The following is a 13,629-nucleotide window of genomic DNA, read 5'->3' as shown; positions in this document are numbered from 1 at the left end:
GCGGCGCGCTATCGCCGCCAGCGGGGCCATGCGGCGATCGTCAATGCCCTGAGCAGCCACTCGACGGGGCCATACGCGTGGCCGCGCAGCCACCGGCGGCTCAGTGGCAGCTGCAGGCTGAAGATGATGACGGCCAGCGCCAGCGCCCCGAGCGGCGAGACGCTGCCCATCAGCCGTGCGCCATACGCGAGAAACAGCCAGGCACAGATGGCCGACTGCAGCAGGTAGTTCGACAGGGCCATGCGGCCCGTATCGGCCAGCAGGGAAAACAGCGTGCCACCGCGCAGGCGCTCGAACAGGGCCAGTGCCAGCGCCAGGTAAGCGCCGGCCAGCAGCGGCGCGCTCGCCAGGCCCACGGCCAGTCCCGCCACCTGCCATGCCTGGCTTTGCGCATACACGGACGTCCACGCGTAGAAGGCAGCGCCGGGCAGGCCCACCAGCAACCCGGCCCACAGCAGACGGCGGCGCAGCGGCAGATACGCGCTTGCGTGCAGCAGCATCTCGCGCTTGCCGGCGGCCAGGCCGCACAGGAACATGGCCAGCGCGCATGGCGCTTGCACCAGCAGCAGGACGATCCAGATGTCACTCAGTTCGCGCAAGTGCTGATGGACGACTGTGGCCGGGGTGGCGCGCCAGGCGGCCAGCGCGCTTGCCGCTTTCTGCGCCATCGCCACGGCGTTGTCCGCCGCGTCGCCCGCCGGCTGCAGGCTTTGCAGCCAGGCCATCCATCCCCAGAACGCCACGCAGACGGTGACGAGCATCAAGGCCAGGGACAGTGCCTGGCGTTCTCCGCAGCGGTGCAGCGCCAGCAGCACGATGCCCAGCACGGCGTAGGTGGTGAGTATGTCGCCATGAAACAGCAACACGGCATGCAGGGCGCCGATCAGCCACAGGCCCGCTTGCCGGCGCAGCATGCGCGGCACGAACGGCGCACCGGCGCGCGCCGCCGCCTGCATCTGCAAGGTGAAGCTGTAGCCGAACAGGAAGGAAAACAGCAGATAGAACTTGGTCTCGAACAGTAGGGCGACGAGAAAATGCGTGGCGCGGTCCACGCCGCCGTGAAAGGCCGGATCGGTCAAGCCCAGGCCGAACCAGGGCGTGGCGAAGGCGCCGATATTGACGACCAAAATGCCGAACAGGGCGCAGCCGCGCAGGGCGTCGACGTCGGCGATGCGCGCCGGCGGGGTTTGCATGACGGCGCTCATGCCAGGGCAGGGCGCAGGAAGCGCGCCAATAACAGGTGCAGGCTGGCGCGCTGCGCCGGCGGCGCGTAATGGGGATCGACGGCGACCCGGTTGAAGATGCCGTCGATCAGCGCGGCGATCCAGCCGGCCGTTTGCGCGGGGTCGAGCGCGGCGTCGACCTGGCCTCGCGCAGCAGCGCTTTCCAGCAGCGCCTGCACGCCGGCGCGCAGCACGGCATCGTTGCGCGCCACCCTGGCCGCGATATCCGTGTCGCGCATCGCCTCGGCCGCTATTTCCAGTGTTAGTCCCGCAAAGTCCGCGTCTGCCGCCAGTGCCAGTACCAGGTCCATGAAATCGAGCAGGGTGCCGTACGCATCATCGCTGGCTTGCACGCCGGCGAAATAGGCGGCCGTCTCGCCGCCTTCCTGGTCGACGATGGCGGCGATGATGGCTTGCTTGGTGGGGAAGTAATGAAACAGGTTGCCGGGACTCATGCCCGCTTGCGCGCAGATGGCGGCGGTGCTGGTCTGGTGAAAGCCCTTGCGCGCGAAGCAGCTGCGCGCGGCGGCGAGAATGGCATCGCGACGGGCCGCGTGTTTGCCGGGATCGATGGTGCGCATGGCGGTTGGCTCTCCTTTTAATTGATCGACTAGTCAGTCTAATATAAATGGATTGCGTGGCGCGGTCAAGCGGGTGCGTGAAATAGGTGCTTTGCAGTGCGTATTCCTGTCGCTACAATGTGCCGCACCGGATTTTTCCATGCCCGCCGCTGGCGCCGCTGTTTGTTTGGAAAACCGCTTCTTTTACCCGTTTTTCTACCGTGTCAGGAATGAAATGCAGCAGACCCCGATTCGATCCTTCCTCTGCGCGCTGGCGCTGGCCGCCGGCATCGTCCCTGTCGCGCACGCTGCCGGTGTCGCCCAGCCGGCCACCATGCGCCTCGATTACCAGCACAGCGGCAATGCGCTGGGCGAGCATTATGCGGTCGAGCGCGTGCTGGTCGAACCCTTGCCATGGCCGGGCAATCTGGCGCGTCCCATCGACGACAGCAACCGTGGCAACAACTTGCTGGAAGTGGTCGATATCAAGTCGGGCAAGGTGCTGTATTCGCGCGGTTTTTCTACCATTTTCGGTGAATGGGCCAGTACCGACGAAGCGAAAACCACCACGCGCGCGTTCCAGGAATCCGTGCGTTTCCCGCAGCCCGAGCTCCCCGTGCGCGTGCGCATCCTCAAGCGCGACGAGCGCGGCCTGTTTTCCGTTGTGTGGAGTACCGATGTCGACCCGGCCGCGCAGGACGTGATTCGCAAGCAGCCGCCGGCACCCGTCAAGCCGATACCGATCCGCATCAGTGGCCCTTCGTCCGGGAAGGTCGACCTGCTGATCATGGGCGACGGCTACACGGCCGCCGAAATGGGCAAATTCGAAGCGACGGCGCGCAAACTGGCCGAACATCTGTTTACGGTGTCGCCATTTCGCGAGCGGGCCGATGACTTCAATGTGTGGGCCATGGCCGCGCCGACGCAGGAATCGGGCGTGTCGCGTCCATCGACGGGCGTGCACCATGCGTCGCCGCTGGGCACGCGCTACGATATCTTCGGCAGCGAGCGTTATGTACTGACCACCGACAACCGCGCGCTGCGCGACCTGGCGCAGTATGCGCCGTATGAATTCATCGAAATCCTCGTGAATAACGATACCTACGGCGGTGGCGGCATCTTCGGCCAGTTCAGCACGGCCGCAGCCAACAACGACTGGGCCAATTACCTGTTCGTGCATGAATTCGGCCACCACTTTGCCGGCCTGGCCGACGAATACTACACCTCGCCCGTGGCCTATCAGTCAAATGGCGAGCGGCAGGAACCGTGGGAGCCGAATGCCACGGCGCTGCGCGATCCGGCCAGGCTGAAATGGCAGAACCACGTCAAGGCCGGCACGCCGCTGCCCACGCCGTGGCCGAAGGAAGCGTACGACAGCCATGCGCGCGAATACCAGAAGCAGCGCGCCGCCCTGCGCGCGGCCAACCGCCCGGAAAGCGAGATGAGCGACTTGTTCAAGGCTGACCTGGCGTACACGCAGCAGCTGTTCTCGAAGGCGCCGCAGCGCCATGCGGTGGGCGCCTTCGAAGGCGCGAACTATGAGTCGTCCGGCTACTACCGCCCCGAGATGCAGTGCATCATGTTCGACCGCAGCGAGACGTTCTGCTCCGTATGCCAGGATGGCATCAGCACCATCATCGACCTGTATTCGCGTCCTGCGGCGGCGCCGCGCCAATAATGCCGTTCAGCGCAGTTCCGTAAGGCATGGCGGCCATGTTGCAATGCAATAGCATGGCCCCCATTCCATCTCTCCCCCAGCGCCTGTCATCCGCCGCCGTCCAGCGCTGCTTGTGTTTCAAGCAATGTTCATCTGCGCTGGAAAAGTCTCTTTTCTTCCCGTCAGCCCAGCAGTATTATCAAATATGCATGCCCGCACGCTTGCTTGAAAAATATTTCATTTAGATAATATTGAGGTAAAATTTGATTTACATCAATGCTGCATTGCCGCAATCGCACTTATAGTTGACCTAGCTCAAAAGCTTTATGCATGCGGACCGGACTTATCGGGAATCACGTATCTAAATGCTGTAGAGTAATTTTCGCCCCGTACCAGTTCCCCGAGAATGCACTGGTGCTGGCCTCGAATTTCAGTGACGGAAGCCCGATTCATGAAGATGCAGATTCCCGCGCCTGACGCGTGCAGTACCTTACACCCCCACACTCCCATTGCTTTGCCGTATGCGCGCGCCGGTGGCGTCACCCTGGCCATGTGCGCCGCCGCCATGCGTGCCGGCGCGGTGCGCTGCGTGCATGCGGCCACGCCCTGGCCCGCCCTGCGTCCAGTTCAGGCATGACGGGCGCCTTGCAGCAGTACTTGCCTTTGCAGGGCAAGCGTGGGCTTGTGGTCGGCATCGCCAACGCGCAAAGCATCGCCTGGGGCTGCGCCAGCGCATTGCGCGCGGCCGGTGCCGAACTGGCCGTGACCTGGCTCAATGACAAGGCGCGTCCGCATGTGGAGCCGCTGGCGCAGCAAGTGCAGGCGGCCATCATGGCGCCCCTCGACGTGGCCGTGCCAGGCCAGCTCGAAGCGCTGTTTGCGCAGATCGAGCAGCAGTGGGGGCGGCTCGATTTCGTCGTCCATTCCATCGCTTACGCGCCCAAACAAGACTTGCATGGCCGCGTCACGGACAGTTCGGCCGACGGCTTCGCGCAGGCGATGGATATCTCGTGCCACTCCTTCATGCGCATGGCGAAGCTGGCCGAACCGCTGATGCCGGACGGTGGCAGCCTGATGACCATGAGTTACCTGGGCGCCGAGGAAGTCATCGCCGACTATGGTCTGATGGGTCCCGTGAAGGCGGCGCTGGAAGCATCGGTGCGCTACCTGGCTGCGGAACTGGGTCCGCAAGGCATCCGCGTCAATGCCATCTCGCCGGGGCCCCTGGAGACGCGGGCCGCTTCCGGCATTGCCCATTTCGACCGCCTGATGGCCGACGCCATCGAACGCTCGCCCATGCGCTGCCTGGCCACCATCGAGGACGTGGGCGCGCTATGCGCCTTCCTCGCCGGCGACGGCGCGCGCGCCATCACCGGCGGCACCTTGTATGTCGACGGCGGCTACAACATTCTGAATTGACTGGAAGAAGATGATCATGCCTGTTCCCGCTTTATCTGCGTGCGCCAGGATGGCCGCGCTGGCCACTGGACTGGCCGCCACGCTGGCCCTGGCCGGCTGCGCCTCGATGGCGCCGCCGTATGCGCCACCGCCGCTACCCGTGGCGGCGCAGTATCCGGAAACCGATCCCGCCGGCGCGCACGCGGCGAACATCGCCTGGCAAGCCTACTTTGCCGACGCGCGCCTGCAGGCGCTGATTGCGCAGGCGCTGGCCAGCAACCGCGATATTCGCATCGCCGCCCTGCGCGTGGAAGAGGCGCGCGCCGCGTATGGCATCCAGCGCGCGGAACAATTCCCCACCATTGCGCTGGGCGCCTCCGGCAGCCGTGCGCGCGTGCCTGGTGACCTGAGCGTGACGGGCCGCCCCATGACGAGCGCGCAGTACCAAACGGGCTTGAACGTGAGCGCCTGGGAGCTTGATTTCTGGGGCCGCGTGCGCAGCCTGAAGGACAGCGCGCTGCAAACCCTGCTGGCCAGCGACGAGGCGCGCCGTGCCGTCGGCGTGGCCCTGGTGGCGCAGGTGGCCAATGGCTACCTGAGCTTGCGCGAACTCGATGAACGGGTGGCGCTGGCGCGCGCCACGGTCGACAGCCGTGCCGAGTCGCTGCGCATCTTTACGCGCCGCTTCGAGGTCGGTTCGATTTCCAAGCTGGACCTGACGCAGGTGGAAACCCTGCTCAGCCAGGCCCTCTCGCTGTCGGCGCAGCTGGAGCAGGCGCGCGCCGTGCAAGCGCATGCGCTGGCCCAGCTGGTGGGCGGCCCGGTCGACCTGACGCCGGGGGCTGGTGACGTGCGCCGCTTCGACGATGCCAGCGTGCTGCAGCCGCTGCATGCGGGCCTGCCCTCGGCTTTACTCACGCAGCGCCCCGACCTGGTGGCGGCCGAGCATCAGCTGCGCGCCGCGCAAGCCAATATCGGCGCCGCGCGGGCCGCCTTCTTCCCGACCATTTCGCTGACGGCCGCCTACGGCACGGCCAGCGCGGAATTGAGCGGCCTGTTCGATTCTGGCAGCGGCGCCTGGAATTTCGCGCCGCGCCTGGTGCTGCCGATCTTTGACGCGGGCCGCATCCGCGCCAACATGGACCTGGCCGAGGTACGCCGCGACGTGGCCGTGGCCAATTATGAAAAGAGCGTGCAGGGCGCGTTTCGCGAAGTGGCCGACGCGTTGTCGAACCGGCGCTGGCTGGCGCTGCAGGTCGACATCGGCAAGACCACCCTGGCCGCGCAGAGCGAACGCGCGCGCCTGGCCAAGCTGCGCTATGACAATGGCGCCGCGCCCTACCTCGAAGTGCTCGATGCGCAGCGCGACCTGCTGACGGTCGAGCAGCAACTGGTGCAAACGCGCCGCGCGCTGCTCTCCAGCCAGGTCAGCCTGTATGCCGCGCTGGGCGGCGGCGCGCCTGTCGCCGCCGCCGCTTCCACCCACTAATTTGATCGCCCCGATACCATGAATGCTCAACTGAAGAAAAAACTCATCCCCGCTGCGCTGGTCGTGGCCGTTCTCGTGCTGGGCTATGTGGCCTGGCAAAAAATGCGTCCTACCGGCCCCGGTGAAGGTTTTGTCAGCGGCAATGGCCGCATCGAAGCGACCGAAATCGACGTCGCCACCAAGCTGGCCGGAAGGGTCAAGGAGATCCTCGTGCGCGAGGGCGACTTCGTCAAGGCGGGCCAGCCGCTGGCCAGCATGCAGGTGGACTCGCTGACTGCCCAGCGCGACGAGGCGCGCGCGCGCCAGCAGCAGGCCTCCGACGCGGTGGTCGGTGCGCAGGCGCAGGTGGCCGTGCGCGAGAGCGACAAGGCGGCCGCGCTGGCCCTGGTGGCGCAGCGCGAAAGCGAACTCGATGCGGCCCGCCGCCGCCTGGCCCGCTCGGAAACCTTGTCGAAGGAGGGCGCTTCCTCGGTGCAGGAACTCGACGATGACCGCGCCCGCGTGCGCAGCGTGACCGCAGCCCTGAATGCGGCCAAGGCGCAGGTCACGGCGGCGCAGGCTGCCATCGACGCGGCCAGGGCGCAAGTGGTCGGTTCGCGTTCCGCCGTGACGGCCGCCGAAGCGACCACCGCGCGCATCGACGCCGACCTGGCCGATGGCCAGCTGGCGGCGCCGCGCGACGGCCGCGTGCAGTACCTGGTGGCGCAGCAGGGCGAAGTACTGGCCGGTGGCGGCAAGGTGCTCAACCTGGTCGATCTGTCGGACGTCTACATGACCTTCTTCCTGCCCGAGACGGCGGCCGGCAAGGTGGCGATGGGCGGCGAAGTGCGCATCATCCTCGATGCGGCGCCCAACTACGTGATTCCGGCAACGATTTCCTTTGTCGCTGCTAGCGCGCAGTTCACGCCGAAGACGGTAGAAACGGCCAGCGAGCGCCAGAAGCTGATGTTCCGCGTGAAAGCGCAGATCAGCCGCGAGCTGCTGCAAAAGCACCTGGCGCTGGTCAAGGTGGGCTTGCCCGGCGTGGCCTGGGTACGTCTCGATGCGCAGCAGGCATGGCCGGCTGAACTGACGGCCAAAGTTCCGCAGTGAGCATGGACGTGACCCCATTTGTCGTCAGCATCAAGGGCGTCAGCCAGCATTACGGCAAGACGGTGGCGCTCGACGCCATCGACCTCGATGTGCCGGCCGGCCGCATGGTCGGCTTGATCGGGCCCGATGGCGTGGGCAAATCGAGCCTGCTGTCGCTGGTGGCCGGCGCGCGCGCCGTGCAGCAGGGCAGCGTCATGGCGCTGGGCGGCGACATGCGCGATGCGCGCCATCGCGACGACGTCTGTCCGCGCATCGCCTACATGCCGCAAGGCCTGGGCAAGAATCTGTATCCGACCCTGTCGGTCGAGGAAAACCTGCAGTTTTTCGCGCGCCTGTTCGGCCACGATGCCGCCGAACGCCGCCGCCGCATCGACCAGCTGACCCGCAGCACGGGCTTGCACCCCTTCCTGGCGCGCCCGGCGGGCAAGCTGTCGGGCGGCATGAAGCAGAAACTGGGCCTGTGCTGCGCCCTGATCCACGATCCCGATCTGCTCATTCTCGATGAACCGACCACCGGTGTCGATCCGCTGGCGCGGGCCCAGTTCTGGGACCTGATCGCCGGCATTCGCGTGCAGCGCCCGCAAATGAGCGTGATGGTCGCCACCGCCTACATGGACGAGGCGCAGCGCTTCGACTGGCTGGTGGCCATGGATGACGGCAAGGTGCTTGATACGGGCACGCCGGCCGAACTGCTGGCGCGCACGCAAAGCGACAACCTGGAGGCGGCCTTCATCAAGCTGCTGCCGGAAGCCAAGCGCGCGGGTCACCAGCCTGTGGTGATCACGCCGCTGGACGCTGCCAGCGCGCAGGACGTCGCCATCGAGGCGCAAGACCTGACCATGCGCTTCGGCGATTTTACGGCCGTCGACCATGTGAATTTCCGCATCGGCCGCGGCGAGATTTTCGGCTTTCTCGGCTCGAACGGCTGCGGCAAGTCGACCACCATGAAGATGCTCACGGGCCTGCTGCCGGCAACGGAAGGCAAGGCCTGGCTGTTCGGCAAGGAAGTCGATTCCAACGATATCGATACGCGCCGCAGGGTCGGCTACATGTCGCAGGCATTCTCGCTGTACAGCGAACTGACAGTGCGCCAGAACCTGGTGCTGCATGCGCGCCTGTTCCACGTGCCGGAAGCACAAATCGCTGCCCGCATCGACGAAATGGCGCAGCGCTTCGACTTGCGCGAGGTGATGGACGACCTGCCCGACAGCCTGCCGTTGGGCATACGCCAGCGTTTGTCGCTGGCCGTGGCCATGGTGCACAAGCCGGAAATGCTGATCCTCGACGAGCCCACGTCCGGCGTCGACCCGATCGCGCGCGACAATTTCTGGCGCCTGATGATCGAGCTGGCGCGGCGCGACCGCGTCACCATTTTCATTTCCACCCACTTCATGAACGAGGCGGAGCGCTGCGACCGCATCTCGCTGATGCATGCCGGTAAAGTGCTGGTCAGCGATGCGCCGGCCGAACTGGTACGCAAGAAGGGCGCGCCCTCGCTGGAAGCGGCCTTCATCGCCTACCTGGAAGAGGCGGGCGGCGGCACGGCAGCGGCCGAAGCGCAGGAAAGCGAGGCGCCGGGGCAAAAGGCGGCAGTGCAGGCACCGCAGCAGAAGCAGCCGCGCAGCCGCTTCAGCCTGGGGCGCATGCTCAGCTACATGTGGCGCGAAACGCTGGAATTGCGGCGCGACCCCGTGCGCCTGACCCTGGCGCTGGGCGGCTCCGTGCTGCTGTTGTTCGTCATCGGCTTCGGCATCAGCCTGGATGTGGAAGACCTCAGTTATGCGGTGCTCGACCACGACCAGACCACCCTGAGCCAGAATTACACGAACAACCTGGCCGGTTCGCGCTACTTCGTCGAGCGAGCGCCGCTGCGCGACTATGCCGATATCGACAAGCGCATGCGCAGCGGCGAACTGTCGCTGGCGATCGAGATTCCGCCCGGCTTTGCGCGCGACGTGCAGCGCGGCGCGCCAGCCCAGGTGGGCGCCTGGATCGACGGCGCCATGCCGATGCGCGCCGAAACCGTGCAGGGCTACGTGCAGGGCATGCATCAGCTATGGCTGGCCGACCAGGCCCTGCACCGCTATGGCATCACGATGAGCAATCCCGTCGCCATCCAGACGCGCTACCGCTACAACCCCGACGTGAAAAGCCTGCCGGCCATGGTACCGGCCGTGATTCCCCTGCTGCTGCTGATGCTGCCGGCCATGCTGGCGGCGCTGTCCGTGGTGCGTGAAAAGGAACTGGGCTCCATCATCAACCTGTACGTGACGCCCGTCACGCGCCTGGAATTCTTGCTCGGCAAGCAGGTGCCGTACGTCGTGCTGGCCATGTTCAACTTCGCCCTCATGGCGCTGCTGGCGGTGACCGCCTTTGGCGTGCCGATCAAGGGCAGTCTGCTGACCCTGATCGGCGCCACGTTCATCTTCAATATCTGCGCCACCGGCATCGGCCTGTTCGCTTCGACGTTTACGCGCAGCCAGATCGCAGCCCTGTTCGTGACCATGATCGGCACCATGATCCCGGCCATCCAGTTTTCCGGCCTGCTCAATCCCGTCTCCTCGATGGAAGGCGTGGGCAAGGCGATCGGCCTGATGTATCCGGCCACGCACATGCTCAATATCAGTCGCGGCGTGTTCAACAAGGCGCTGGGCTTTGGCGACCTGCACGCCTCGTTCTGGCCCCTGATCGTGGCGATCCCCGTGATCCTCGGCGTGACGGTGGCGCTGCTGAAGAAACAGGAGAGCTGATATGCGGCATCTTGAAAATATTTACCGCCTGGGCGTGAAGGAAATCTGGAGCCTGATCCGCGATCCGATGATGCTGATCCTGATCCTCTACACCTTCACTTTGGCCATCTACGTGGCCGCCACGGCCAAGCCGGAAACCCTGCACATGGCCTCGATTGCCATCGTCGACGAGGATGGCTCGCCGCTGTCCGGGCGCATCGCCTCGGCCTTCTTTCCGCCGCAGTTCACGCCGCCGGCCATGATCAACCAGAGCCAGGTCGATGCGGGCCTGGACGCGGGCCAGTACACCTTCGTGCTGACCATCCCGCCCAAGCTGCAGGCGGACGTGCTGGGTGGGCGCCAGGCGGAGCTGCAGCTGAACGTGGACGCCACGCGCATGAGCCAGGCCTTCAGCGGCAGCGGCTACATCCAGCAGATCGTCGCCGGCGAAATATCGGAATTCGCCAAGCGCTATCGCGGCGCGACGGTCTCGCCGGTGGAGCTGGTGATGCGTGCGCGCTTCAATCCTTCGCTGAGCCAGGCGTGGTTTGGTTCGCTGATGGAACTCATCAACCAGGTGACGATGCTGTCGATCATTTTGACGGGTGCGGCGCTGATCCGCGAGCGCGAACACGGCACCATCGAGCACTTGCTGGTGATGCCCGTGACGCCGGCCGAAATCATGCTGGGCAAGGTCTGGTCGATGGGCCTGGTGGTGCTGCTGGCCGCCGCCCTGTCGCTGAACCTGGTGGTGCGCGGCATGCTGCATGTGCCGATCGAAGGCTCGATCGCGCTGTTCCTGTGCGGCGCAGCCTTGCACCTGTTTGCCACCACCTCGATGGGCATTTTTCTGGCCACCGTGGCGCGCAGCATGCCGCAGTTTGGCATGCTGTTGATCCTCGTGCTGCTGCCGCTGCAGATGCTTTCGGGCGGCAGCACGCCGCGCGAAAGCATGCCCGAACTGGTGCAGAACATCATGCTGATCGCTCCGACCACGCATTTCGTCGAACTGAGCCAGGCGATCCTGTACCGGGGCGCCGGCATCGACGTGGTGTGGAAACCGTTCCTGGCCCTGCTGGCCATCGGCACGGCCTTGTTTACCTTCGCGCTGGCGCGCTTTCGCAAGACCATCAGCCAGATGGCGTAGCCCCCGCGCCGGAATGTTCCGGCGTTTGTTTGCATGAAAAGGATAGCCATGAAGATCGAAACTGCTCCATTTTTCTCCACCGGCGGCTTGCCGTCGCTGGGCGTGCTGGGCGACTATGCGCGCGACTCGTGGCAGCGCATCGTGCTGTACGCGGACGTGATGCGCCGGCGTGGCAACCAGTACCAGGAGCATCTGGCCGAGGAAGTGCCGAACGTACTGGACTTTCCCGCCGAACTGGTGATGTCCGGCCTGGAGCTGGCGCGTCCCGTCAACTACGGCCTGGCGCGCATATTGACGCCAGATGCACCGGAGCCAGATCAAGCCAAGCGGCCGTTCGTCGTCGTCGACCCGCGCGCCGGTCACGGTCCCGGCATCGGCGGCTTCAAGGCCGAGAGCGAAATCGGCGTGGCCCTGCGCGCCGGCCACCCGTGCTACTTCATCGGCTTCCTGCCCGATCCCGTGCCGGGACAGACGGTGGAAGACGTGATGCACGCCGAGGCGGCCTTCCTGGAAAAAGTCATCGCCCTGCATCCGCAGAGCGAAGGCAAGCCTGTCGTCATCGGCAATTGCCAGGCGGGCTGGCAAATCCTCATGACGGCGGCCATGCGCCCGGAGCTGTTCGGCCCCATCATCGTGGCTGGCGCGCCCGTGTCGTACTGGGCCGGCTGGCATGGCCGCAATCCGATGCGCTATGCGGGTGGCCTGATGGGCGGCAGCTGGGCCACGGCCCTGGCGGGCGACCTGGGCAAGGGCCGTTTCGACGGCGCCAGCCTGGTGCAGAATTTCGAGAAGCTGAACCCGGCCAATACCCTGTGGGGCAAGCAGTACAACCTGTACGCGAACATCGATACGGAAGCGCCCCGTTATCTGGAATTTGAAAAATACTGGGGCGGCCACGTGTTCCTCAACGACGTCGAGATGCAGTACATCGTCGACAATCTGTTCATCGGCAACCGCCTGGCCACGGCGGAGTTGATAACCTCCGACGGCGTGCGCCTGGACTTGCGCAATATCCGTTCGCCCATCGTCGTGTTCTGCTCGAACGGCGACAACATCACGCCGCCGCCGCAGGCGCTGGGCTGGATCACGGACCTGTACCGCGACGACAACGATGTGCTGCTGCACGACCAGACCATCGTGTATGCCGTGCATGACAGCATCGGCCACCTGGGCATTTTCGTCTCGGCCAAGGTAGGCCACAAAGAACACCAGAAATTTGCCAGCAATATCGACCTGATCAACCTGCTGCCGGCCGGCATTTACGAAGCGCGGATCGTCGACAAGACGCCCGATACGCCGAACGCGGACCTGGCCAGCGGCGACTACGTGCTGCAGGTCGAGCACCGCGGCATCGAGGATGTGCGCGCCATCGTGCAGCCAAGCGTGGAAAATGACCGCAAGTTCGCCGCCGCCGCGCGCGTGTCCGAAGTGAACCTGGCGTTGTACCGCACGTTTGCGCAGCCGTGGGTGCGCGCCATGGTCACGCCGCAGTCGGCGCGCTTGCTGCAGCTCACGCATCCGCTGCGCGTCTCGTACGAGCGCTGGACGGACCACAATCCGCTGGCCAAGCTGGTGGCCAAGGAGGCGGAAAAAGTGCGTGCGCACCGCCAGCCGGTGGCGCCGGACAATCCGCTGCTGGCCATGCAAGAGGCCATCTCCGGCGCCATCACGGCCGGCTTGAACAGCTGGCGCGACTGGCGCGATACGGTGCAGGAAACGACCTTCGACCTGGTGTACGGTTCGCCCCTGGTGCAGGCGCTGACGGGACAAGCCCTCGGCGACACCACGCCGCCGCGCCCGCATCCCGGTATCTCGCCCGAGCATTGCGAATACGTGCGTTGCGAAACGCTCAAGATGGACGCGGACATGCAGCATGGCGGCCTGGTGGAAGCGGCCGTGCGCGCGCTGTTCTACATCTACCGCTTCCGCATGATCGCCGACGAGCGCAGGGTCAACCTGGCCCTCAAGTTGGTCAAGCCGCAGTACACGCAGGGCTTCAGTATGGAAGAATTCCGCGGCATCGTGCGCCAGCAGGCGCGTTTGATGCTGCATGATTTCGATGCCGCCATCGCCGCCTTGCCGACTTTGCTGGCACGCGCCGAACCGGATGCCATCGGCGCGCTGGGCGAATGGCTGCAGCAAGTGCTGCAAGTGCCCGAAGCGCCGACGCCGGATGAGGAAGCGAGCCTGCAGCAAATGCTGGAGGTCTTCGATCGCGCGGTCAAGGCGCACGCGAAGGCGCTGCCACCGGCCGCGCGCGCATCTCAAACTGCGTCCCAGCCTGCTATCCAGGCCAAACCTGCCAAAAACACTACCTCTGCCTAGAAGACCATG

The 13,629-nt window shown here is 65.4% G+C and carries 10 protein-coding genes; 8 read left to right on the top strand and 2 right to left on the bottom strand.

All coding sequences use genetic code 11. The annotated features are described in order from the left end of the window. Positions 1–8 precede the first annotated feature (8 nt). Positions 9–1,193: a DUF418 domain-containing protein gene (locus CNX70_RS25820; protein ID WP_208624468.1), complete on the bottom strand. Its 1,185-nt coding sequence runs from the start codon at positions 1,191–1,193 to the stop codon at positions 9–11. 8 nt (positions 1,194–1,201) lie between these two features. Next, positions 1,202–1,804, bottom strand: coding sequence for a TetR/AcrR family transcriptional regulator (locus tag CNX70_RS25815; protein ID WP_096237889.1), 603 nt, complete (start codon positions 1,802–1,804; stop codon positions 1,202–1,204). Positions 1,805–2,018: 214 nt separating this feature from the next. Between CNX70_RS25815 and CNX70_RS25810 the strand changes: the two genes are divergently transcribed. From CNX70_RS25810 to CNX70_RS25780, 8 genes are all read left to right on the top strand, one after another. Beyond that, positions 2,019–3,461, top strand: coding sequence for an IgA Peptidase M64 (locus CNX70_RS25810; protein WP_096237888.1), 1,443 nt, complete (start codon positions 2,019–2,021; stop codon positions 3,459–3,461). 430 nt (positions 3,462–3,891) lie between these two features. Beyond that, positions 3,892–4,077 carry a hypothetical protein gene (locus CNX70_RS28435; protein WP_157751278.1) on the top strand — a complete coding sequence of 62 codons (186 nt, stop codon included), beginning with the start codon at positions 3,892–3,894 and terminating at the stop codon, positions 4,075–4,077. Next, on the top strand, positions 4,074–4,859 hold the full coding sequence (gene fabI / locus CNX70_RS25805; protein ID WP_096237887.1) for an enoyl-ACP reductase FabI: 786 nt from the start codon (positions 4,074–4,076) through the stop codon (positions 4,857–4,859). The genes CNX70_RS28435 and fabI overlap by 4 nt, the downstream gene beginning before the upstream one ends. Before the next feature lie 10 nt (positions 4,860–4,869). Continuing rightward, positions 4,870–6,327, top strand: coding sequence for an efflux transporter outer membrane subunit (locus CNX70_RS25800; protein ID WP_096237886.1), 1,458 nt, complete (start codon positions 4,870–4,872; stop codon positions 6,325–6,327). Positions 6,328–6,345: 18 nt separating this feature from the next. Next, complete coding sequence (locus CNX70_RS25795) at positions 6,346–7,419, top strand: HlyD family secretion protein (protein ID WP_096237885.1); 1,074 nt, start codon at positions 6,346–6,348, stop codon at positions 7,417–7,419. Between the two features lie 2 nt (positions 7,420–7,421). Then, positions 7,422–10,169 carry a ribosome-associated ATPase/putative transporter RbbA gene (rbbA, locus tag CNX70_RS25790; protein WP_096237884.1) on the top strand — a complete coding sequence of 916 codons (2,748 nt, stop codon included), beginning with the start codon at positions 7,422–7,424 and terminating at the stop codon, positions 10,167–10,169. Between the two features lies 1 nt (position 10,170). Next, positions 10,171–11,295: an ABC transporter permease gene (locus CNX70_RS25785; protein WP_034746452.1), complete on the top strand. Its 1,125-nt coding sequence runs from the start codon at positions 10,171–10,173 to the stop codon at positions 11,293–11,295. A 48-nt stretch (positions 11,296–11,343) separates the two neighbouring features. Continuing rightward, positions 11,344–13,620: a DUF3141 domain-containing protein gene (locus CNX70_RS25780; protein ID WP_096237883.1), complete on the top strand. Its 2,277-nt coding sequence runs from the start codon at positions 11,344–11,346 to the stop codon at positions 13,618–13,620. The last annotated feature ends 9 nt before the right edge of the window (positions 13,621–13,629 follow it).

Source organism: Janthinobacterium svalbardense (assembly GCF_002327145.1).
Lineage (GTDB): Bacteria > Pseudomonadota > Gammaproteobacteria > Burkholderiales > Burkholderiaceae_D > Janthinobacterium > Janthinobacterium tructae.
The sequence above is the reverse complement of the archived record's forward strand: the minus strand, read 5'-3'. Positions and strand labels throughout refer to the sequence as shown.